This is a genomic window from Streptomyces sp. B21-105 (genome assembly GCF_036898465.1).
Classification (GTDB): Bacteria; Actinomycetota; Actinomycetes; order Streptomycetales; family Streptomycetaceae; genus Streptomyces.
In genome coordinates this window covers 7,973,145-7,995,276 of record NZ_JARUMJ010000001.1, presented here as the reverse complement: position 1 = coordinate 7,995,276, position 22,132 = coordinate 7,973,145, and the positions used below count along the sequence as shown (strand labels likewise).

Annotated in this window: 20 protein-coding genes and 4 pseudogenes; 12 read left to right on the top strand and 12 right to left on the bottom strand. The window is 67.8% G+C overall.

Annotated elements, in window-relative coordinates:
* Positions 1-43: 43 nt before the first annotated feature.
* Positions 44-649 (bottom strand): hypothetical protein, encoded by a 606-nt coding sequence (locus QA802_RS35805; RefSeq protein ID WP_334531697.1) that lies wholly within the window; start codon positions 647-649, stop codon positions 44-46.
* Positions 650-773: 124 nt separating this feature from the next.
* Between QA802_RS35805 and QA802_RS35800 the strand changes: the two genes are divergently transcribed.
* Both QA802_RS35800 and QA802_RS35795 read left to right on the top strand, forming a co-directional pair.
* On the top strand, positions 774-2,024 hold the full coding sequence (locus tag QA802_RS35800; protein ID WP_334531694.1) for an IS256 family transposase: 1,251 nt from the start codon (positions 774-776) through the stop codon (positions 2,022-2,024).
* On the top strand, positions 2,021-2,635 hold the full coding sequence (locus tag QA802_RS35795) for an AAA family ATPase (RefSeq protein ID WP_334518866.1): 615 nt from the start codon (positions 2,021-2,023) through the stop codon (positions 2,633-2,635). The genes QA802_RS35800 and QA802_RS35795 overlap by 4 nt, the downstream gene beginning before the upstream one ends.
* On the opposite strand, the gene QA802_RS35790 is transcribed toward QA802_RS35795, so the two are convergent.
* Together QA802_RS35790 and QA802_RS35785 are read right to left on the bottom strand one after the other, a co-directional pair.
* On the bottom strand, positions 2,583-3,527 hold the full coding sequence (locus QA802_RS35790) for a hypothetical protein (protein ID WP_334531691.1): 945 nt from the start codon (positions 3,525-3,527) through the stop codon (positions 2,583-2,585). The genes QA802_RS35795 and QA802_RS35790 overlap by 53 nt on opposite strands.
* A gap of 11 nt (positions 3,528-3,538) precedes the next feature.
* The gene (locus QA802_RS35785; RefSeq protein ID WP_334535085.1) at positions 3,539-4,024 is read right to left on the bottom strand and encodes a hypothetical protein; all 486 of its coding nucleotides are present in this window, start codon (positions 4,022-4,024) and stop codon (positions 3,539-3,541) included.
* A 57-nt stretch (positions 4,025-4,081) separates the two neighbouring features.
* Here QA802_RS35785 and QA802_RS35780 point away from each other — a divergent pair.
* Positions 4,082-4,366 (top strand): annotated as a pseudogene (locus QA802_RS35780) (SCO5389 family protein); the annotation flags it as partial.
* 34 nt (positions 4,367-4,400) lie between these two features.
* On the opposite strand, the gene QA802_RS35775 reads toward QA802_RS35780, so the two are convergent.
* From QA802_RS35775 to QA802_RS35760, 4 genes are all read right to left on the bottom strand, one after another.
* A complete protein-coding gene (locus QA802_RS35775; RefSeq protein ID WP_334531688.1) occupies positions 4,401-4,904 on the bottom strand; it encodes an Rv1352/Rv1906c domain-containing protein in 504 nt (167 codons plus the stop codon).
* A 205-nt stretch (positions 4,905-5,109) separates the two neighbouring features.
* Positions 5,110-5,463 (bottom strand): hypothetical protein, encoded by a 354-nt coding sequence (locus tag QA802_RS35770; protein ID WP_334531685.1) that lies wholly within the window; start codon positions 5,461-5,463, stop codon positions 5,110-5,112.
* 67 nt (positions 5,464-5,530) lie between these two features.
* Positions 5,531-5,818 carry a hypothetical protein gene (locus QA802_RS35765; RefSeq protein WP_334531682.1) on the bottom strand — a complete coding sequence of 96 codons (288 nt, stop codon included), beginning with the start codon at positions 5,816-5,818 and terminating at the stop codon, positions 5,531-5,533.
* A 717-nt stretch (positions 5,819-6,535) separates the two neighbouring features.
* A complete protein-coding gene (locus QA802_RS35760) occupies positions 6,536-7,912 on the bottom strand; it encodes an IS1380 family transposase (RefSeq protein ID WP_334531679.1) in 1,377 nt (458 codons plus the stop codon).
* A 344-nt stretch (positions 7,913-8,256) separates the two neighbouring features.
* On the opposite strand from QA802_RS35760, the gene QA802_RS35755 reads away from it, so the two are divergent.
* From QA802_RS35755 to QA802_RS35740, 4 genes and pseudogenes are all read left to right on the top strand, one after another.
* Positions 8,257-9,714, top strand: coding sequence for an IS4 family transposase (locus QA802_RS35755; RefSeq protein ID WP_334531676.1), 1,458 nt, complete (start codon positions 8,257-8,259; stop codon positions 9,712-9,714).
* A gap of 301 nt (positions 9,715-10,015) precedes the next feature.
* Positions 10,016-11,473, top strand: a complete 1,458-nt coding sequence (locus QA802_RS35750; protein ID WP_334522742.1) for an IS4 family transposase — start codon at positions 10,016-10,018, stop codon at positions 11,471-11,473.
* Between the two features lie 301 nt (positions 11,474-11,774).
* Positions 11,775-13,232 carry an IS4 family transposase gene (locus QA802_RS35745; protein WP_334522742.1) on the top strand — a complete coding sequence of 486 codons (1,458 nt, stop codon included), beginning with the start codon at positions 11,775-11,777 and terminating at the stop codon, positions 13,230-13,232.
* A gap of 195 nt (positions 13,233-13,427) precedes the next feature.
* Positions 13,428-13,991 (top strand): annotated as a pseudogene (locus QA802_RS35740) (transposase); the annotation flags it as partial.
* 38 nt (positions 13,992-14,029) lie between these two features.
* On the opposite strand, the gene QA802_RS35735 reads toward QA802_RS35740, so the two are convergent.
* The 3 genes and pseudogenes from QA802_RS35735 to QA802_RS41780 form a co-directional block, all read right to left on the bottom strand.
* Entirely contained in the window at positions 14,030-14,278 is a 249-nt protein-coding gene (locus QA802_RS35735) for a transposase (RefSeq protein WP_334535083.1), read from the bottom strand.
* A 587-nt stretch (positions 14,279-14,865) separates the two neighbouring features.
* Positions 14,866-15,180: pseudogene (locus QA802_RS35730) on the bottom strand (ISL3 family transposase); the annotation flags it as partial.
* A 101-nt stretch (positions 15,181-15,281) separates the two neighbouring features.
* Complete coding sequence (locus QA802_RS41780) at positions 15,282-15,515, bottom strand: transposase family protein (RefSeq protein ID WP_443042315.1); 234 nt, start codon at positions 15,513-15,515, stop codon at positions 15,282-15,284.
* Between the two features lie 170 nt (positions 15,516-15,685).
* Between QA802_RS41780 and QA802_RS35725 the strand changes: the two are divergent.
* Positions 15,686-15,976: pseudogene (locus QA802_RS35725) on the top strand (transposase); the annotation flags it as partial.
* A gap of 35 nt (positions 15,977-16,011) precedes the next feature.
* A complete protein-coding gene (locus QA802_RS35720; protein WP_334531674.1) occupies positions 16,012-16,353 on the top strand; it encodes a hypothetical protein in 342 nt (113 codons plus the stop codon).
* Between the two features lie 136 nt (positions 16,354-16,489).
* On the opposite strand, the gene QA802_RS35715 is transcribed toward QA802_RS35720, so the two are convergent.
* Both QA802_RS35715 and QA802_RS35710 read right to left on the bottom strand, forming a co-directional pair.
* Positions 16,490-16,672: a DUF397 domain-containing protein gene (locus tag QA802_RS35715; RefSeq protein WP_334531671.1), complete on the bottom strand. Its 183-nt coding sequence runs from the start codon at positions 16,670-16,672 to the stop codon at positions 16,490-16,492.
* Entirely contained in the window at positions 16,669-17,514 is an 846-nt protein-coding gene (locus QA802_RS35710; protein WP_334531668.1) for a helix-turn-helix domain-containing protein, read from the bottom strand. Before QA802_RS35710 ends, QA802_RS35715 begins: the two co-directional genes overlap by 4 nt.
* Positions 17,515-17,646: 132 nt before the next feature.
* On the opposite strand from QA802_RS35710, the gene QA802_RS35705 reads away from it, so the two are divergent.
* The 3 genes from QA802_RS35705 to QA802_RS35695 all read left to right on the top strand — a co-directional run bounded on the left by QA802_RS35705 (position 17,647) and on the right by QA802_RS35695 (position 22,069).
* Positions 17,647-18,105 (top strand): ATP-binding protein, encoded by a 459-nt coding sequence (locus QA802_RS35705; protein WP_334531665.1) that lies wholly within the window; start codon positions 17,647-17,649, stop codon positions 18,103-18,105.
* Positions 18,106-18,252: 147 nt separating this feature from the next.
* The gene (locus QA802_RS35700; RefSeq protein ID WP_334531662.1) at positions 18,253-19,863 is read left to right on the top strand and encodes a serine/threonine-protein kinase; all 1,611 of its coding nucleotides are present in this window, start codon (positions 18,253-18,255) and stop codon (positions 19,861-19,863) included.
* A gap of 58 nt (positions 19,864-19,921) precedes the next feature.
* Positions 19,922-22,069: a UvrD-helicase domain-containing protein gene (locus QA802_RS35695; RefSeq protein ID WP_334531659.1), complete on the top strand. Its 2,148-nt coding sequence runs from the start codon at positions 19,922-19,924 to the stop codon at positions 22,067-22,069.
* The last annotated feature ends 63 nt before the right edge of the window (positions 22,070-22,132 follow it).

Sequence of the window (22,132 nt, the reverse complement as noted above, 5' to 3'; positions counted from 1 at the left end):
CGGGGCCTCCTTCCCGGCGCCGGAACTGCCGCGGCCACGCGGTTCAACGCTTTGTCCTCTCCCTGCCCGGGTCCTGCCTACTGCCGTCACGACCCGGATCGTCCGGCGCGGGCAGCGGATCGCCGTTCGGCGTCGCGGAACCGAGATCGTAGTGCTTCACGGAACTGCTGCCCCGCATGTCGAATTCCTGGGCGAGACCGGTGGCGTGCAACCGGGCCGGCTGACCGTCGGGAATGCTGAGCGGGCCGATCGTGACGCCCTTGCCCTGGTCCCAGTTGTACCGGTCCCAGGCGTTGACCTGGTAGTCCAGACCCACTTTCGGCTCTCCGTCGGCACCCGGCACGACGGTCACCACGCCGGTGACGTTCGTGCGAGTGGAGCCGACCGCGTAGAACCAGTTGTCCTGGGTGCCCTGGGGGAAGCTGTAGTCGCTGTTGTTGGTCTCCACCGGCAGGGCGACGGGCTCCCCTCCGTTGCGCCGGAACTCCTCCAGCGCCTGTGCCCGCCAGGCGTCCTGCTTCCCGCGGATCGCCTCCTCGGCGTGGATACGCAGGCCCTCGTCATCGTGCATCATCTTGTCCACTGGCAGATCCAGCGGCTCCCCTGTGTTCTCCAGGTAGTGCTGCATGTGCCGGGAGGCGTCGTTCATACGAGCAATGCTCGATACCTGTGGATCAGTCCCGGGTGGAACGCGGAGGGCGTACCTTCCCGAATGATCCTGTGATGGTCACCGAGTAGGCCCGCGTTGGCGCGCGGGTCGGGAAGGTACGTCCGTGCTCAGCGTAGTCACCGAGGATGGCTCCACCCAGTCCGGTTCCCTGATCGACGAGATCGTCCGTGAGGGCGCCCGGCGGATGCTCGCCGCGGCACTGGAGGCAGAAGTCAACCAGTACATAGCCGAGTTGGCTGCCGAGACCGATGAGGCAGGCCGACGGCTGGTGGTCCGCAACGGTCATCACCGGCCCAGGACCGTCGTCACCGCCGCCGGCCCGGTCGAGGTGCGGGCACCGCGGGTGAACGACCGCCGCGTGGACGAGGCCACCGGCGAACGCAAGCGGTTCTCCTCCAAGATCCTGCCGCCGTGGTGCCGCAAGTCGCCGAAGATCTCCGAGGTCCTACCCCTGCTCTACCTGCACGGACTGTCGTCCGGGGACTTCGTGCCCGCGCTGGAGCAGTTCCTCGGATCGGCCGCCGGGCTCTCGCCAGCCACGGTGACCCGGCTGACGCGGCAGTGGGGCGATGACCATGCCGCCTTCCAGGCCAGGGACCTGTCAGACCGCGACTTCGTCTACGTGTGGGCCGACGGCGTGCACCCCAAGGTGAGGCTCGGGCAGACGCACTCGTGTGTGCTGGTCCTGCTCGGCGTCCGCCTGGACGGCACCAAGGAACTGATCGCGCTGGCGGAGGGCCTGCGTGAGTCGACCGAGTCGTGGGCGGACCTGCTGCGCGACTGCCGCAGGCGTGGCATGCGCGACCCTGAGCTGGTGGTCGGTGATGGCGCGATGGGCCTGTGGAAGGCGCTGGCCGAGGTCTTTCCGGCCGCCCGCCATCAGCGGTGCTGGGTTCACAAGGCCCGCAATGTCACGAACTGCCTGCCGAAATCCGCACAGCCGGGCGCGACGAAGGCGATGCAGGAGATCTACAACGCCGAGGACCGCGCCCACGCCGAGAAAGCGATCGATGCGTTCGCCCGCACCTACGGCACCAAATGGCCCAAGGCCGTCGCGAAGATCACCGACGACCGGGAGGAACTGCTGACGTTCTACGACTTCCCTGCCGAGCACTGGATCCACCTGCGGACCACGAACCCCATCGAGTCGACATTCTCCACGGTCAAGCTCCGCACCAAGGTCACCCGCGGGGCCGGCAGCCCCGCCGCCGCACTCGCGATGGTGTTCAAGCTCGTAGAGTCCGCCCAGGCCCGCTGGCGCGCGATCACCGGCGCCCACCTGGTGCCCCTTGTCCGTGCGGGAGCCAAATTCGAAAGCGGTGTGCTGGTCGAACGTGGCACGGTGGCGGCATGAACCCGCCGCCCCTGTCTCGGACGTCCCCTGACCACGGTCAGGTAATTGTCCTGACCGGGCCGCCCGGAGCAGGCAAGAGCACCGTGGCGCAACTGCTGGCAGATCACCTGACTCCCAGCGTCCACCTGCACAGCGACGATTTTTGGCGCTATATCAAGCAGGGCTGGATCGCGCCTTACCTGCCCGAAGCACACGAGCAGAACCAAGTAGTCCTGCAGGTACTGGTCTCAGCAGCGTTCGGCTACGCCGACGGCGGATACCACGTGATCTGCGACGGCATCGTCGGGCCCTGGTTCATCGACCTCTTCCGCGTGACGGCACGGGAGCGGGCCCTGCCGCTGAGCTACGTCATCCTTCGGCCGGACCAACACACCACACTGGAACGGGCAACGAGCCGGGCCGACGACGCTCTGACCGACCCCGAGCCGATTCGCTCACTGCACGGCCAGTTCCGCAACCTGGGTATCTATGAGGCCCACGTCCTGGATTCCACCACCCTGACCGCTGAGGCAACCGCCGACAGCATCCTGCAAGGCGTCGCGAGGGGCTCCTACCTCCTCAACCCCAGCGACAGCACCACCGATGCGAACGACTCGATCCACAACTCTTGACAATGGCTCCGTTCATACCCTCCCAGTCGGAGCCCGAGGCCAGCATCCTCATCTTGTCCTTGGTCAGGTACTCGGTGAATCCGGGTTCCTCCGATCCGTGCGGTCCCGACCCCCTGTCCGGCGCGATCTGCTTGACGGTTGGACGGAACACCCCGGCTGCAAGAAGGTCGTCCTTGTGCTCCTTCCAGAGGTCGGCGCGCGCCTCCGGGCTCAGTGACTGCCACAATCGCCGCAGCTCTGCCCGCTGTTCGTCGTTCGCGCCGTCCCCCAACGAGGCGAGACTCATCGCACGGGGCAGCTGGTCCTCGTCGAGCGAGGTGTACGTGGCGTGGCCGGCGTTGTGCGGGTCCCCGCCGTGGGATTTCCTCAGCGCCCGGATGACTGCGGCATCTATCTCGGCAGCATGAGCTACGAGACCGGTGAGGGTGTCTGCGTACCACTGCATCCTGTCCTTGGTGCGCTGCGAGGTGCCGTTGACGTCGCACACCGACTCGATGACCTTCACCGTCCCGTTCGCACCGTCCGTCACCAGCAGGCCATGGTCGGGATCAGGAGTTCGGTTCGGATCACCTCTGCGAGCCTCATCGGTCAGGGCCGCAGCTCTCTTCTGGATCTGCACGAGTTCGGTGTGCGCGTCGGCGAGCACACTGTGGATGCTCTGCGCCTCCCTCTGGAGATCTGCGAACTCCTTGGCCGCGCTGCGGACGAAATTCTTGGTGACGGTGGCGTTGACGCCTTGCCAGCGGGCTGCCTCAGACTTCTTCAGCAGCCCGTCCCTGACATCGGTCTGGAGGTCGGCCAGCCGTCCGGCCATCGTCCCCCAGTCGGTAACGGCCGTGCCCAGTCGACCGAGGTCCAGCGCCAGCAGATCGGAGTAGGCGAAAGCACTCATCGAGTCTCCCGTCAGCGCACGTACTTGGAGATCTCGGAGACCGGCATGGCGGTCCCGTCCCGACCCCGCAAGGAGGCCGCGATCGCCGCATCATCGTTGGCGTGCAGCTTCTTCGAGAAGTCCAGATGATTGGAGATGTGGGCACACATCTGCAGGACGGTCTTGACCTGGGAGTCCCACACCGACAGAGTCGTATACAGTTCACCGCCCATGGTCAGGTTGCGGTCAGAGCACTCCCGGGCAGCCCTTGCCGTCGAGCCTTCCCCGTTCTTGTCGGCACCCGCGCTGACGATGTCGGCCCTCTTGTGCAACTCGCCATGCAGCAGGAAAGCCTCATGGCCGACCGCCCCGAGATCGTCCTGCTTCACGACCAGGTCCAAGCCGGCCTCGCCACCCGTCCCGCCCGACCCCGGCTCCAGTTGGTCGAGCCGCATCCCCGTGCTCTGCCTCTGCCTCGCCTGCGAGACCAGTTGCGCCCATTCATCGTCGAATGTCATCGTCGCCCCGTTTCGATCACTGACTTCGCGGGGCCACCTTAACAACGGGGTTGTGGACTCGTCTCCGACCTCTCCACCCAACTCCACTGCTACATCAGCGAGTTCGCCGACAACCAGACCCCGCCGGCCTCCGAGCAGGAGCGCGGCCAGCCGCTGCGCGCCCTCGCCAGCGACGCCATCCGCGGCAGCCTGGAACGCCACTTCGACATCACCCTGGCCTTCCAGAACTGCCACCGCGTCGCCGCTTTCCGCCCCGGAGCCCGCGGCGGCGAGACCCACACCCGCTTCACCTCCACCCGAGCCCAGATCCTGAACCAGTCGGCAGAACTGCGCGACTGCTGACACCTGGCAGGGAGGGCTGGGCGGCCGACGCGGGTCAGGAGACCTTCTTCCACTCCGCGCAGCGGTTGGTCTTGAAGTACTCGCCCTTGTGGAGGGTCACCCGGCCCGGCCCTTCCAGGTTGTTGTTGGCGATGATCGAGTCGAACTCGCCGCTGGCGTCCTTGGCCCGCTCCCAGTAGCAGCCGAACTCGCCGTCGGGGCCGGTTGTCTTGTACGTCCCGGGCTTGATGTCCTCGCCGACCAGGTACTCGCCCTCGCCGGAGAACGTGGCCTCGGGGCCGGCCGGTGCGGCCTTCTTCGGCTGGGCGGTGACCGTCGCCGTGGCCGTCGCGGTCACGGTCTTCGTGACCGCGGGGGCGGGTTCCGCCTCGCTCCGCGCCGCCTCGGTCACCGTCACCGTGGGGCCGGGCGCGGCCTTTGCGTCCGTGGTGTCGCCGGACGCCGACCCGCTGCCGCCCGCCCCTATGCCGACGCCGACGAACAGGGCCACGGCAGCCGTCGCGCCCAGCTTGATCCGCTGTCTGCGGCGGGACGGCACCCCGGGCCCGGGCGGGGCCTGCGGGAGCGGCGACTGCGAGCGGCTTCGACGCCGGGCGTTTCCCCCCGACGCCGCCAGTCTGCTACCGGGCCTCCTGGCAGCTACCCGGACCGGACTTCCACCGGCAGGCGACAACGAGCTTACGACTCAAGATCAGCTACATCACGAAGACCTCCGAGTCTGCTGGGCGCGCGAAGGCGCGAGGTTAGCTTGACCGAAGCGTCCGCATCTGAGGATCAAAGCAGATCAAACCAAACCTGTTGGCGACCTGCGCCACATGAGCAGATGCCATATCTGCAGTTCTCCATGCGAGCCCAATGTAAACATATGGCCCACTTGCGCTTCCAGAAAGAGGCACTGAAGCCCAGGGCGTATCATCTCCGGCATCATTATCGGGCCAGCGCTCAGTAAGTGCGCCCAAGAACTCAGCGATAGCACTTACCGACGGTACCAGGTCATCGCCCTCAAGATACTCGTCGTACAGGCGATCATGCACCTTAGCCGCTTCGCGATTGCTCGCCGGCACGTCTCCTTGCCAAACCGCCAGGTCGTAGCTCATCTCTCACCCACTCTTCCTTGTTGGTCGTGCATCTTTCCGCTCACAAGCACCCCCTCACCATCCTGTTCTACCACGCCCTCGCCCCACCATAAAGAATCATGTTGACGTCGCCCTGCGGGAGCAAGTCACCATTCTTCAAACCCCATTCACTCATTTTATCGGACCGCAAAATCACGCCCCTTTCGTCCGACAGTTGCCCATACACCTTTTTCTGCGGTCCAGTCAACTTGGCCCCTGGACCATTCTTCACTTCAAAGTATTCGGGTGCACCCAAACCATTTCCGCGCTTGGTAGCAATAATATCGGCGTATGCTATATCCCCGAATTTGTTTTCAAGCATCACATGCGTCCCCATGATGGTATATCCCCGATCTTCAAGCTCCTGTAGGGCTCTCGCTTCGCCTGCGGCTCCCTTGATATTTGACGACCCCCTACTGGCGCCGGGAGGCCCCTCCCCACCGGTACCGGGAGGGCCCCCCATGAAGACGCCACCCTTCACATCGCACGACACCTCCCGAACGCCGTCCCGGCCAGGTCCACCACAACCTGTCGTACGCTCGGGCTCACTCAGGAGTGTCTTAAGGGTGTTCTTGACTATCTGGGAAATTCATGAGCGAGCGTAGGAGCATGAAAGTCTTGAGGCTTGTCCCCCAGGTCCAGTCCAGTTCTACGGAAGATGTCTGGATCACATGCATATACGAAGCAATTTGACCCCGCTGTAGACCCACCACGGTGAGTACCGGGTTTTCCACCACTGCTACTACAGGAGCCCTTATGGCAGCTGCCCATGCTCGGGTTACTTGGGTCGATCGGCCCCGTGGTGATGATGCCGCTTGAGCCGCCTACGACGTTTCCCTTAGGCGTGCCGACTCCACAGATATCTGCCCTACACAGGGAGTGTCATGAATTAGCCTCGATCTTTCGCGAGGGTCCGCCGACGGAGTCGGTGGGCCCTTTCGCTTTCCGGAGCTGACGGGGGCAGGCCGGCGGCCCGGTTGTCGCGTCGGGTGGGCGCCGGGTTCCACTGCCCGGGATCGGGTGGTGCTGTCGTCGGGACGGTTGAGGTTGCTGGTCAGCCGGGGGTGGGCAGGAGCGTGAGCCGTTCGAGAGCGGTGGTGATCTCGCCGGTCCAGGGCCAGTGCTGGGTGAGGCGGAGAATCCTGCGGCGGCCGGTGGTGACGAGCTGAGCGGCCGCGGAGAACAGCCGGAATCGCAGGCGGCGGGGTTCCCAGAGTCGGGCCTTGCCGGTGAGAGCGAGCATGGGCATCCAGGCCAGCAGGTCGAGAGCGATCTGGACGACCTCGAGCCAGACCTTGTTCTGGGCTGTTGTGTGCAGGGGCAGGTTGCGCAGGCCGGTGGCCCGGGCGGCCCGGATCCGGTCCTCGGCCCGGGCCCGTAGCCGGTGACGGAGCTCGAGCTCGGCGATCGGCCGGTCAGGGGTATTGGTCGCGAAGCACGTGATTCGCATGCCGTCCGCGTCCGTGATCCTCAACTGAGCACCGGGATGGGGCCGTTCCTTTCGGACGATCAGTCGCATGCCCTTGGGCCAGCCGTTAAGGAGCTTGCCGGTGAGCTCGGCGACCCAGGCCCCGTCACGGGCCTCACCGTCGGTCTCGACGGCCGGCGTCCAGGCTGATGCGGGGACCTTCAGCACGTGCTCGTGGATCGCTTCGGTGATCACCATGCCGACCGAGTAGGACAACCATCGGCCTCGCCCGGCGAGCCAGGACACGAAGTCGTGGGTGCCGCCCGCGGAGTCGGTGCGGATCAGGGTCTGCCGCCCTCGCCGGTAGTGCTTCGGCAGTTGAGCCAGGGCGAGTCGCGCGGTGGTGATGTGGTCGGCTGCCGTGTTGGAGCCCGCATTTCCCGGTCGCAGAAGGGCAGCGACGGGCTCACCGGTGCCGCCCGGTCCATGGTCGACGAAGGCGGTCAGCGGGTGATGGCCGTAGGTCTTCTTCCAGGTCGGGGCCGCGTCCTCCTTGTCGGAATGCGCGACCACCAGGACACCGTCGAGATCGACGATGACCTGGCCGTCTGCGTCCGGGGCGTTCTCGCCGGCCAACGACCAGACCCGGTTGCGGACTTCGGAGCGTGCGGACCGGATGGCCTGCAGGGCTTTCTCGCCGGAGGCGGCGAGGGTGTCGATCAGGCGGGAGATGGTCGGGTCGGAGGCGACCGGGCCGAAGACGGCCGGCTCACACCGCAGCATCGCGACGTCCGCGAGGCAATCCCCGCCCAGTGCGACCGCCAGGGCGACGTCCAGGAGGGCCTTGCCGGGGTCGTGGACGGCCCGCGGTTTGCGCCACGGAGCCAGAGCCTGGGATATGGCCTGGTCAAGACCGATCTTGCGGACTGTTTCGACGAGCAGGACCGCCCCGGCCTGGGAGACGACCTGGCGGCCGTCGTCCTGGACACGGACGCGGGGATAGGACCCGATAGAGTGCTTCACCTGGGAAGTGCCTCCGGCGGTGGCAGGAACAAGGACCTCGACAATCCTCATTCTTGCTGGTCAGAGCAATGCCGGTGATTTAGTGCATCGGTGCAGGTGGGACGCTGTGCTGCTGGCGGTTTTGGGCGGGTAGACCCATGGGATGCATGAGGGGATTCGCCCCGATCTGATGATGCGCCAGATGATCTCGGGACATGGCAACGGGGCTCCCGGTAGGACAGGAGATCGACCAAGATCCGACTGTCTGCAAGGGAGCCCCGTTGGGCGCTCAGTCTGCCATCGCTGCTGCCTCAATCGTCATGTCGACGCCCCGGCCAGTGTCCCCTCGAAGTCCCCGAAGACGGTTGGAGCCGCAGTTCGGCGACCGGATCCGACTCGGCGTACTCACTGAGGAGATCACCCCCGAAGTGGTCGACGAGGTACTGGAGTTGACCGGAAGGGCCGAGCGCCGCCGCAGGCTCCTGCCGGCCCGCGCGGTGGTCTACTTCGTCCTGGCTCTCTGCCTGTTCAGCAGCTCCGACAGCACCGGGCCGCCGGGATACCGGGTGGTCCTGCGGACCCTGACCGAGAAACTGCGGCACCTGCCGGGCGGCCTCGTCCAGCGCCCGCCCACCAGTTCGGCCCTCACCAGAGCCCGCCAGCGCCTGGGCGACAAGCCGTTCCAGGCGCTCTTCGAACGCCGGTGCGGCGCCCAGGCGACACCCGCGACCCCAGGAGCGTTCGCCTTCGGCCTGCGGCTGGTCGCCTGGGACGGCACCGCGCTGGACGTACCGGACACCGCCGGGAACGCTGCCGCGTTCGGATTCACCGGCCGCGACGGCACCAACAAGAGCGGAAACCCGCAGGTCAGACTGATGTCTCTGATCGAGTGCGGCACCCACGCCATCATCGACGCGGCCTTCGACTCGATCGCCAGATTCAGCGAGCACAAGCTCGCCCGACGCCTGCTTGCCTCCCTGCGGCCGGGCATGCTGCTGCTGGCCGACCGCAACTTCGCCGGCCACGAGTTGTGGGGCCTGGTCGAGGCGACCGGCTGCCACCTCGCATGGCGGATCAAGAAGAACCTCGTCCTGCCACCGCTGTGGGTGCTGCCCGACGGCTCGTACGTGTCCGTCATGCCCACCCCCGCCGAGGGCCAGCGCCTGGGCAACGCCCGCTTCCACGGCCGCACCCCGACAGGGCTGCCTCAAGGACACCTCGTGCGCATCATCGACTACACCGTCACCGTCCGGTCCCAGGACAGGCCGGCCCTAACCGAGAAGTTCCGCCTGGCGACCAGCCTGCTCGACCACCGGCAGGCGCCCGCACGGCAGTTGGCCCAGCTCTACCACCAGCGCTGGGAGATCGAGAACGGCTTCGCGGAACTCAAAAACCGGCTACGAGGCGCCGGCTTCATCCTGCGCTCCAAGACCCCCGAGCTCATCTGCCAGGAGGTCTACGCACTCCTCACCGTCTACCAGGCACTGTCCGCGCTCAAAGTCCACGCAGCCGAACAGGGCGAGGTCGATCCCGACCGGATCTCCTTCACCACGATGGTGCAGCTCGCCCGGCTCACAACCGCCGGACAGACCGCAGCGAACCCGCAGATCCTGTGCACCGCCCGACTCGAAGTCGTCCAGGAACTCCTCAACGACCTCCTTCCCCCACGCCGCGACCGCCGCTGCCAACGACTGAAGAAACCACCGAGGAACACCTTCGAAGCCAAACGCCGGGACGAGCCCCGCCCTCCCAGCCGCGTCAGCTACTCACTCAAAGTCACGGGGAACCCAGGACACCTATCCTCACCTGCGGAAACACCCTAAATCACCGGCATTGCTGGTCAGAGCAATGCCGGTGATTTAGTGCATCGGTGCAGGTGGGACGCTGTGCTGCTGGCGGTTTTGGGCGGGTAGACCCATGGGATGCATGAGGGGATTCGCCCCGATCTGATGATGCGCCAGATGATCTCGGGACATGGCAACGGGGCTCCCGGTAGGACAGGAGATCGACCAAGATCCGACTGTCTGCAAGGGAGCCCCGTTGGGCGCTCAGTCTGCCATCGCTGCTGCCTCAATCGTCATGTCGACGCCCCGGCCAGTGTCCCCTCGAAGTCCCCGAAGACGGTTGGAGCCGCAGTTCGGCGACCGGATCCGACTCGGCGTACTCACTGAGGAGATCACCCCCGAAGTGGTCGACGAGGTACTGGAGTTGACCGGAAGGGCCGAGCGCCGCCGCAGGCTCCTGCCGGCCCGCGCGGTGGTCTACTTCGTCCTGGCTCTCTGCCTGTTCAGCAGCTCCGACAGCACCGGGCCGCCGGGATACCGGGTGGTCCTGCGGACCCTGACCGAGAAACTGCGGCACCTGCCGGGCGGCCTCGTCCAGCGCCTGCCCACCAGTTCGGCCCTCACCAGAGCCCGCCAGCGCCTGGGCGACAAGCCGTTCCAGGCGCTCTTCGAACGCCGGTGCGGCGCCCAGGCGACACCCGCGACCCCAGGAGCGTTCGCCTTCGGCCTGCGGCTGGTCGCCTGGGACGGCACCGCGCTGGACGTACCGGACACCGCCGGGAACGCTGCCGCGTTCGGATTCACCGGCCGCGACGGCACCAACAAGAGCGGAAACCCGCAGGTCAGACTGATGTCTCTGATCGAGTGCGGCACCCACGCCATCATCGACGCGGCCTTCGACTCGATCGCCAGATTCAGCGAGCACAAGCTCGCCCGACGCCTGCTTGCCTCCCTGCGGCCGGGCATGCTGCTGCTGGCCGACCGCAACTTCGCCGGCCACGAGTTGTGGGGCCTGGTCGAGGCGACCGGCTGCCACCTCGCATGGCGGATCAAGAAGAACCTCGTCCTGCCACCGCTGTGGGTGCTGCCCGACGGCTCGTACGTGTCCGTCATGCCCACCCCCGCCGAGGGCCAGCGCCTGGGCAACGCCCGCTTCCACGGCCGCACCCCGACAGGGCTGCCTCAAGGACACCTCGTGCGCATCATCGACTACACCGTCACCGTCCGGTCCCAGGACAGGCCGGCCCTAACCGAGAAGTTCCGCCTGGCGACCAGCCTGCTCGACCACCGGCAGGCGCCCGCACGGCAGTTGGCCCAGCTCTACCACCAGCGCTGGGAGATCGAGAACGGCTTCGCGGAACTCAAAAACCGGCTACGAGGCGCCGGCTTCATCCTGCGCTCCAAGACCCCCGAGCTCATCTGCCAGGAGGTCTACGCACTCCTCACCGTCTACCAGGCACTGTCCGCGCTCAAAGTCCACGCAGCCGAACAGGGCGAGGTCGATCCCGACCGGATCTCCTTCACCACGATGGTGCAGCTCGCCCGGCTCACAACCGCCGGACAGACCGCAGCGAACCCGCAGATCCTGTGCACCGCCCGACTCGAAGTCGTCCAGGAACTCCTCAACGACCTCCTTCCCCCACGCCGCGACCGCCGCTGCCAACGACTGAAGAAACCACCGAGGAACACCTTCGAAGCCAAACGCCGGGACGAGCCCCGCCCTCCCAGCCGCGTCAGCTACTCACTCAAAGTCACGGGGAACCCAGGACACCTATCCTCACCTGCGGAAACACCCTAAATCACCGGCATTGCTGGTCAGAGCAATGCCGGTGATTTAGTGCATCGGTGCAGGTGGGACGCTGTGCTGCTGGCGGTTTTGGGCGGGTAGACCCATGGGATGCATGAGGGGATTCGCCCCGATCTGATGATGCGCCAGATGATCTCGGGACATGGCAACGGGGCTCCCGGTAGGACAGGAGATCGACCAAGATCCGACTGTCTGCAAGGGAGCCCCGTTGGGCGCTCAGTCTGCCATCGCTGCTGCCTCAATCGTCATGTCGACGCCCCGGCCAGTGTCCCCTCGAAGTCCCCGAAGACGGTTGGAGCCGCAGTTCGGCGACCGGATCCGACTCGGCGTACTCACTGAGGAGATCACCCCCGAAGTGGTCGACGAGGTACTGGAGTTGACCGGAAGGGCCGAGCGCCGCCGCAGGCTCCTGCCGGCCCGCGCGGTGGTCTACTTCGTCCTGGCTCTCTGCCTGTTCAGCAGCTCCGACAGCACCGGGCCGCCGGGATACCGGGTGGTCCTGCGGACCCTGACCGAGAAACTGCGGCACCTGCCGGGCGGCCTCGTCCAGCGCCTGCCCACCAGTTCGGCCCTCACCAGAGCCCGCCAGCGCCTGGGCGACAAGCCGTTCCAGGCGCTCTTCGAACGCCGGTGCGGCGCCCAGGCGACACCCGCGACCCCAGGAGCGTTCGCCTTCGGCCTGCGGCTGGTCGCCTGGGACGGCACCGCGCTGGACGTACCGGACACCGCCGGGAACGCTGCCGCGTTCGGATTCACCGGCCGCGACGGCACCAACAAGAGCGGAAACCCGCAGGTCAGACTGATGTCTCTGATCGAGTGCGGCACCCACGCCATCATCGACGCGGCCTTCGACTCGATCGCCAGATTCAGCGAGCACAAGCTCGCCCGACGCCTGCTTGCCTCCCTGCGGCCGGGCATGCTGCTGCTGGCCGACCGCAACTTCGCCGGCCACGAGTTGTGGGGCCTGGTCGAGGCGACCGGCTGCCACCTCGCATGGCGGATCAAGAAGAACCTCGTCCTGCCACCGCTGTGGGTGCTGCCCGACGGCTCGTACGTGTCCGTCATGCCCACCCCCGCCGAGGGCCAGCGCCTGGGCAACGCCCGCTTCCACGGCCGCACCCCGACAGGGCTGCCTCAAGGACACCTCGTGCGCATCATCGACTACACCGTCACCGTCCGGTCCCAGGACAGGCCGGCCCTAACCGAGAAGTTCCGCCTGGCGACCAGCCTGCTCGACCACCGGCAGGCGCCCGCACGGCAGTTGGCCCAGCTCTACCACCAGCGCTGGGAGATCGAGAACGGCTTCGCGGAACTCAAAAACCGGCTACGAGGCGCCGGCTTCATCCTGCGCTCCAAGACCCCCGAGCTCATCTGCCAGGAGGTCTACGCACTCCTCACCGTCTACCAGGCACTGTCCGCGCTCAAAGTCCACGCAGCCGAACAGGGCGAGGTCGATCCCGACCGGATCTCCTTCACCACGATGGTGCAGCTCGCCCGGCTCACAACCGCCGGACAGACCGCAGCGAACCCGCAGATCCTGTGCACCGCCCGACTCGAAGTCGTCCAGGAACTCCTCAACGACCTCCTTCCCCCACGCCGCGACCGCCGCTGCCAACGACTGAAGAAACCACCGAGGAACACCTTCGAAGCCAAACGCCGGGACGAGCCCCGCCCTCCCAGCCGCGTCAGCTACTCACTCAAAGTCACGGGGAACCCAGGACACCTATCCTCACCTGCGGAAACACCCTAAATCACCGGCATTGCTGGTCAGAGGCACTTTCTGCTTTCCTGACCGCCTGCCGGACAGCCCACTTCGTGAAAGCGCGAGGTTAGGTGGAAACTTCACCTGAGGGGACACCTGATGACGATCCAGAAGACTCACTCTCTCGAGACGGTGGGCGGCGTGTCGCTTGCCGCCGGCGGGGCGGCCGCGGACGGTGCGGACATGAGGAGAACGCGGGAGTCCGTGGACGGGCTGAGCCTGGACCTGCTGGACGCGCTGACACTGCTGGCCCAGGACAGGGTCCGCGGGGGCGGGCTGAGGCTAGTCGGTGAGGACGGTCTGCTGCCCGCGATCACGCAGCACCTGATGCAGGCCGCCCTGGAGGCCGAGCTGGATGAGCATCTGGCCGCCGAGGCGGAGCGCGGCGGTGGGCGGAGCTCGCGTTCGGGCGGCAACGGGTATCGCACGAAGAAGGTGATGAGCGAGGTCGGGCCGATCACGCTGCAGATCCCCCGTGACCGGCTGGGCACTTTCCGGCCCCGCATCCTGCCCAAGGGCGCCCGTCGCACCGGTGCTCTGGACGAGATGGTGCTCTCGCTGACCGCCCGCGGCATGACCTCCGGGGAGATCGTCGCGCACCTCGAGGAGGTGTACGGGATGAAGACCTCCAAGGAGACGATCTCCACGATCACCGACAAGGACCTGGATTCGATGAACGAGTGGCGCACCCGCCCGCTCGACGCGGTCTATCCGGTCGTCTTCGTCGATGCCATCCACGTCAAGATCGGTTCTGTCGACGATCTTGTGATCCGGACGGGCTGGACTCATCGCGCGAGCAGGACGCGTTTGCGAAGGAGATCGAGGCTGGCCCTGCCGAACATCTGCCGTTTCAGCATCTTCAGTCGGTTGATGTTGCCTTCGACGGCGCCGGAACTGTGGGGAAGCGACAGTCCGTTGCGGACGGCGTCGAAGTCGCGGCGGAGGTTGCGGGCGAAGCCCGCGAGTGGGACGAGGGAGTCTCGTTCGACCTCGGTGATCCAGTGATCCAGTCCTCGAGGCGGTCGCCGTGGCATGCGGTCATCATGACGGCGAACTTCCTGACGTGAAGAGTGAGCCGGTCCAGCTCGGGATCGCGTTCAGGCAGCTGGTGAAGCTTGCCCGCGTCTTCATCCCGCAGGTGTTCGGGGTGAGTCATGATCCATGAGGTGACGTCGCGGACCGACGGAGGCTTCGGCCCCGGATCGGGTGCGTGTCCGCGCCCGGTGCGGTACTGCCGCAGATGACGTTGGACGGCCAACTCGCCCCCGGGATAGCCCTGTTCCTGAATCTCGCGGTAGAGCTGGGTGGCGTTTCTGACGCCCTCGTTCCACCGCCGGTGCAGGTAGCCGACATACGGGTCGACGACATGCGCCCGCTGCAGGCTTTTGGCGACGACGTCGTCCGCGGAGGGGGCGTGAACCAGTTTGCGGACGGTGGCCTGGTGCAGTCCGAGTTTCCGGCCGATCCCCGCCTTCGACATCCCCTGCTGCCACAGCTCGTGGGCGGCAGCATGCTGTTCACGGAGCCGAGTCACGATCTTCAGCTCTGTCGGCAGCTGGACTACCTGCGGTTCGTCGGGGGTGTCTGCGGGTTGTGAAGGCGGTTCGGCCAGACGGGAGCGATGACCGTTCACTGTCCTCTCGACCGCCTGTCCGAGATTGGCCCACAGATGGTAGCGATCAGCGACCTGCTCGGCCTGCGGCGCTCCGATGCGTGCGCCCTCCACGTAACCGCTGGACCGGTCCCGGCAGATCACCTTCACCTCGGGGTGGTCGCGGAGCCATGCGGCGAGGTCTTCGCCCTCGCGCCCCTCGTAGAGATGCAGTGGACGGTGGGTAGCCATGTCGATCAGCACCGTGCCGTAGTGACGGCCCTTGCGGAAGGCGAAGTCGTCGACGCCGAGGACCTCCACCTCGCCGGCCTCCGGTTCGGGCATGGCTCTGACCAGCCGCAGCAGCGTGTCCTTGCCCACGGTGACGCCGACCGCGGAGGCCAGGCGGGCTCCTGCCCGGCCGGCCAGGGCCAGCCCGATCCGCGTCAGCAGCCCGCGCAATAGCGGGTCTGCCGACTGTGCGGGGTCGTCAGTCCCACGATCTGTTCAGCGAACGTCACCGCCGTGCAGGCAGGGTTCTCGCAGCGGAAGCGGCGCACGCATAACTCGATCACGACACCGAGCCCGCCCACGGCGACATCACGCAGCCTGCGTACGTACCGACCGTGCACCCGGGCCGAGCTCTGACCGCACCGACACAAGCCAGTCGTCGCGCGCACCCGCGTTCTCAGCACGACCTGGTCCGGTCGCCGCTCGACCTCCTCTATCAGCAACGCGGACAGGGACGGAAACAGCTCCAGGAGCACATCACGAGAGCACGCGATGCATGATCGCGAACAGGCGAAGCAATGTGCTCAGCCGTCCGCATCACAAGATCGTCGACAGAACCAAGATCCGTGACGGGCAGGTCGCCAACAGGCCGATCTACGTGGCCATCGCGGTCACCGCCGACGGCTACCGCGAGGTCCTCGGCCTGTGGGCCGGCGACGGCGGCGAGGGTGCCAAGTTCTGGCAGCAAGTCCTCACCGACCTGCGCAATCGCGGGGTCAGAAACGTCCTCATGCTGGTCTGCGACGGGCTGTCGGCTCTGCCGGACGCGGTCGCGAACGTGTGGCCCCAAACCGTTGTGCAGCGCTGCGTCGTGCATCTGAACCGGCAGAGCCTGCGCTACGCCTCGAAGCCCGCGAGCGCGAACTGGCCGACCAGGCTGAGCAGTTGAGGGCCGGCATCGAAGAACTCACCCGGCAGCTCGGCGAGATCGATGCGGAGAGCCAGAACCTGCGCATCACCCGCAAGACCCTCCTCACTCTCCCGCTGCCCTCACCCGCCACCGGCCCGGACCGCCCCGGCATCCCGGACCACCCCGCCTACCAGCAGATCCTCACCGCCCTGGCCCACGCGGGCCGGCCGATGCGCGCCCGCGACCTCTGCCAGGCCCTCGACTTGCCGATCCTCCCGAAGAACACCGAAGGCATCCGCTCCAAACTGAAGCGCCTGGTCAGCCGAGGCATCCTCGTCGAAACCGAACCCGGCTTGTTCGCCCGCCCCGAAGCCTGAGGGCCAGCCTCACTCCTTGACCAGCGCTCCTTCTCCAACCTCAACCACGAAACGGACAAGAGCTCACGTTCCGCACTCTGAACAGGACGGGACCCGGTGCGCTGCACGCACCGGGTCCCGTCAGTTCCCGTTCAGTTCAGCACGCTGCGGCCATCCGCACAAAGCCCGCCCACGCCTCGGCCCCGAAGGACAACCTGGCTTCTGCGGGTCGCTTGGAGTCACGGACCCACACGGCTCCGCTTGCCTCGGCGACCTCGACGCACTCGCCACCCTCCGCGCCGCTGTAGCTGCTCTTGCGCCACGACTCACCCGTGTTCATAGCTCTCCCAGCACCTTCTCTACGAATCCCAGGGACTCTCGCGGAGTGAGAGCCTGACTTCGGATGATCCCATAACGGGCTGAGATGGACCGCACCTCGTCTCGGTCCGTGACCAGGATGCTGCGTCCTTGCACCTCCAAGTACGCAATCTGGTCACCTATCTTCGGTGTGATCAACGAGAAGGGACCGTCCACGCCGGCGTTGTCCTCACGGTCGTTCGGCATGACCTGAATCTCGACGTTGCGCTTGTCCCCGACCAGCAAGATGTTCTCAAGAACACCTCGCAGGACCGCCTTACCGCCGAACGGCTTGCGGAGCACAGCCTCCTCGATGACGAAGCTCAGGAGCGGCGCAGGCCAGCGGGTGAAGATCTGCTGGCGCAACAGACGTGCCGCGACCCGCTGTTCGATCGTGTCCTCATCCAACAGCGGACGCCTCATGGCAAGCAGCGCACGCGTGTACTCCTCGGTCTGCAGAAGCCCCGGAACCGCTTGCACCGCGTACAGGAACAGCTCGTGCGCGTCCGTTTCCAACCTCGCCGCGTCCCGGAAGAACGCCGGGTACTGAGCCCGCCCCACCTCCTCCTTGAGGGCCGTCAACAAGCCCCCCGCCCCGAGTACTTCGTCGGCCTTGTCGATGAAGCGGGCCTGGGGAATCCGCCGTCCCTGCTCGATCGACGCCACCGTGTCGGCCGCGTAGCCGACCCGGCTGCCGAACTCGGGGCGCTCGAGCCCGGCCCGCACCCGCAGCAGCTTCAGCTGCCGTCCGAACGCGGTGACGACGCCCGTCCCCGGGTCGTCCTCCGGCCGCTGCTGCCGCTGTTCCTCGTCCTCGTCCCGCATGGTCACCGTCCTGCCGCCTCTCCCCCACGCCCACGTACCGTCTGTACAGCGCCCGCGCCCGCCGCGTACGAAGAGCCGACGTCAGCGCGTCACCACTGGTCACGCTACGCCACGACACGCCACCGTGTGTGCATGACGGCAACACAAGCACCCCTCACCGCCCACCGGTTCGCGATGCGCTTCAGCTCCACTCCGCGTGGGGCCCGCCTGGCGCGACGGCTGTGCGGGCACCGGCTCGACGCCTGGGGCGTCCCGTACGGCAGCGCCGCGCACGACGCCGTCGTCCTGGTCGCGGCGGAACTGTGCGCGAACGCGGTACGGCACGGGCACGTCGCCGGACGGGACTTCCACGTCCTGCTCACCGCGGACCCGGCCGCCGGCACCGTACGGCTCGAGGTCAGCGACACCCGCGGCGAACGCCTCCCGCGCATCCGCAGCGCCTCCGCACCGGACGAGGGCGGTCGCGGGCTGCTGCTCGTCGAGGAGCTGGCCGATCGCTGGGGCTGCACGGCGCGCGTCGCGGGCGGTCCGGGCAAGACCGTCTGGGCGGAGTGCACCGTCCCCGGCCTGAACCGAGCAGACCCGGCCTGAACCGAACAGACCTGACCTGACCCGATGACGCGGGCCGCCCCGCGATCCGGCTGGACGTGCCCGGGGCGGGGCGGCGAAACTGGTCTCCGACCACAGCGGAGATCATTTCGGACGTTCGCTCGACGGGGGCGGCGGGGCGGGGGTCAGGTGCCGGACGACGGACGTCGGATCGCGGAACGCTACGAACTGCTCGAGCAGTTCGGCCAGGGCGGCATGGGGGACGTGTGGCGGGGCTATGACGCCGTCCTGGACCGGCCGGTCGCCGTGAAGCTGATCCGTCCGCAGGCCGTGACGTCACCGCACCTCGCGGAGGAGTTCGCGAAACGGTTCCGGCGCGAGGCGCGGATCACCGCCCGCATCCAGCACCCCGGCGTGCCGCAGGTGTACGACGCCGTGCTGGACGAGTCGTACGAGCAGCTGTTCCTGGTGATGGAGCTGGTCGACGGCGTGCCGCTGACCGCGTACGTGGACCCGGCGCGGCCGCTGCCCGTCAGCTGGGCGGTGGCCGTGGCGGCGCAGGTGGCGACCGTGCTGTCGTACGCGCACGACGTGCCCGTGGTGCACCGGGACCTGAAGCCGGGCAACATCCTCGTCGCACGCGACGGCACCGTGAAGGTGCTCGACTTCGGCATCGCGGCCATCCTGCAGACGGACGTCACCCGGCTGACGGCGACCGGGAGCCCCATCGGGACGCACCAGTACATGGCGCCGGAACAGGTGCGCGGCGGACGGGTCACGCCGCGCACCGACCTGTATGCCCTGGGCTGCGTGCTGCACGAACTCCTCTGCGGGCGGCCGCTGTTCAGCGGGGACGGCGAGTTCCACCTGATGATGCAGCACGTCAACGCGCCCCCGACGCCCCTGCGGCAGCTGCGGGCCGACGTGCCGGAGGAACTGGAGGATCTCGTCCTGCACCTGCTCCGCAAGGCACCCGAGGCGCGGCCCGTCGACGTGCAGGAGGTGTACGAGCGGCTGCGGCCCTTCCTGCCGCCGCCCGGTGAGGACGCCGTGCCTGACGGGTCGGGGCCCGTCGGCGCACCCGACCCGACCGGCATCTTCCGCCGCCCCTACGCGCCCCGCTCGCGCGCCGGGGCGGCGAACGCGCCGCGCGCCGGGGCGGCCGCCGGGGTCGACGCGCCGCCCGTCGTTCCGGAGGCCGAGCGGGAGGCGCTGCGGGAACAGATCCGCGAAGTCGCCGCGCACTACCGGGCGTTGCTGGAGGAGCAGCGTTACGCGCAGGCGACCGAGGTGGTGGACGAGGTGATCGAGCCGGCCGCACGTGCCCTCGGCTCGGAGAACAAGGCGGTCCTGCGACTGCGCATGTACCGGGCGGTCAGCCGCCAGCTCGCGGGCGATCACCGGGCCGCGCTGCCCGAGTTCGAGGCTCTCGCCGACGCCTACGGGCGGGTCAGCGGCCCCGGCAGCGCGGACGCCCGGGACAGCAGGGCCCAGGCGGCCCGCTGCCGCGGCGAACTCGGCCAGGTGACGGAGGCGCTCGCCGGACTGAACGGCGTCCTCGACGTCGTACGGTCGGTGGACGGCGACGTGAGCGAGGAAGCCGTCGAACTGCGCCGCGACATCGGCATGCTGCTGCTCGCGCAGGGCCGGACCGCGGACGCGCTCGGCGTCCTGGACCCGCTGCACGCCGACCTGTGCGTGGTGTGGGGTCCGGACGACGAACTCACGGCCGAGGTGGCCGAGACGCTGGCGGTGATCCGTCTGGATCTCGACGGCGGCCCGGCCGGATCCCCCGCCTGATCACCTGACCTGCCTCTTCTCCCCCCGCCCCGGCCCGCCCGGCGCTTAGGATCCACCCATGCCGCAGCTCGCCTTCGACATCGCGTTCTTCGCCGAACTCCCCAAACTCCAGCCCCCGGTGAGGAAGGGCGTGCTGGACGCGTGGGAGAAGTTCGGCCGGCTCACCCTCGATCAGCTCTTCAAGGATCCCGGGCTGAAACTGGAGAGTCTGACCAACGCGAAGGACAAGCAGATCCGGACGATCCGCATCGACCAGTTCTGGCGCGGCGTCGTCCTCGCCCCGCCGACCGGGGACACGTTCGTCCTGCTGCGGGTCATGCAGCACGACAAGGCGATCGCCTGGGCGAAGAAGCAGAAGTCCAGCATCAACGAGGTGACACGGGCCGTCGAGATCCGCGACGCGGCGACGCTGGACGAGCTCACGCCGGCGTACGAGCGGGTGGCGCTGACGTCACCGAAGGAGCGGCTGTTCGCGAAGTTCTCCGACGGGGACCTCACCGCGCTCGGCATCGACGCCGAGACGCTGCGGCAGGCCCGGTCGCTCGTCGACAAGGAGCAGCTGGAGATCTTCGCGCCGCTGCTGCCGCAGGACCAGCGGGAGGTGCTGCAGTACCTCGCGGAGGGGTGCAGCGTCGAGGAGGTCTGGCAGGACATCGTCGCACCCGCGTTGCAGGCGTCGTCGCAGCCGGTGGACACCCAGGACTACGAGACGGCGATCCGGCACAGCCGGGCCCGCATCGCTCTGGTCACCGCCTCCGAGGAACTGCGGGACATCCTCGAGAAGCCGTTCGCGGCCTGGCGGGTGTTCCTGCACCCCTCCCAGCGCAAGGTCGCCTACCGGGCGTCCTACTCCGGGCCCGCCCAGGTCACCGGCGGGCCGGGCACCGGCAAGACCGTGGTCGCGCTGCACCGCGTCAAGCACCTGCTGGGGCATCTGCGCGACGGGGACCGCGTCCTCCTCACCACGTACACCAACGCGCTCGTCAACGCGCTGCGCGCCGGACTCGAGTCACTGGTGGAGGACCCGGAGCTGCGCGCGCGGGTGGACATCTCGACGGTGGACGGCTTCGCGAGCCGTGTCGTCGCCGACTCGCCCGGCGCGGTGCCCCTGCGGCCGCTGCTGCACAACGCGGAGGAAAGCCGCTGGGGCAAGGCCGCGAAGGCGACCGGCTTCCCCGGCAGCGCCCAGTTCCTCCTCCAGGAGTACCGGCACGTCGTCCTGGCCCAGGGCATCACGACCCTCGCCGCGTACGAGACGGCGGACCGGCGCGGCCGCGGAAGCCGGCTCGCGGCCGCCGAACGGCCCCTGGTGTGGGAGACGATCGAGCGGTTCACGGCCGATCTGGCCGCCGACGGAGCCCGCACCTGGCTGCAGACGTGCGTGGAGGCCGCGCGGCTGCTGGAGGAGAAGGGCCCGCAGTACCGGCACGTCGTGGTGGACGAGGCGCAGGACCTGCACCCGGCGCAGTGGCGTCTGCTGCGCGCGGCCGTCCCCGCCCGCCCCGACGACCTGTTCATCGCCGGCGACCCCCACCAGCGCATCTACGACTCGAAGGTGTCCCTGAGGTCGCTCGGCATCAAGGTGACCGGACGGTCGGTGAAGCTGCGCAAGAACTACCGCAGCACGCAGGAGATCCTGCGCTGGTCGACCGCGCTGCTCGTCGGCCGGCCGATCGCCGAGCTGGAGGACGCCAACCGCAAAGACACCCTGCTCGGCTACCGCTCCGCCCTGCACGGCGACGGTCCCACCGTCCACGCGGCGGCGACCGAGGAAGCCGAACTCGACGCGCTCGCGGCGCAGGTACGGGCATGGCTGGACGCGGGGGTGCGCCCGGCGGACATCGGAGTCACCGCCCGCTTCAACAAGACGTGCGCGACGACGGTGGCCCACCTCGAAGCGGCCGGCCTGCCCGCCGTCGCCCTGCGCTCCGCCGACACGGCCAAGGGCGCGGACGCCGTCCGGGTCGGCACCATGCACTCCTTCAAGGGCCTCGAGTTCCGCTGCGTCGCCGTGGTCGGCGTCACCGAGGACGCCCTGCCGTTCGCGAAGGCGATCACCCCGCCCGACCTCGACCCCCAACAGCACGAGGCGGACATGATGTCCGAACGCTGCCTCCTCTTCGTCGCCTGCACCCGCCCCCGAGACAGCCTCCACATCTCCTGGTCGGGCCCCCCGAGCCCGTTCCTGACGGAAGCCGGAGTGTGAAGCGCCACAACCCACACCCCGGTACCGGCACTTAGGCGAGCCAGAGGCACGTCTGTCGTCGTC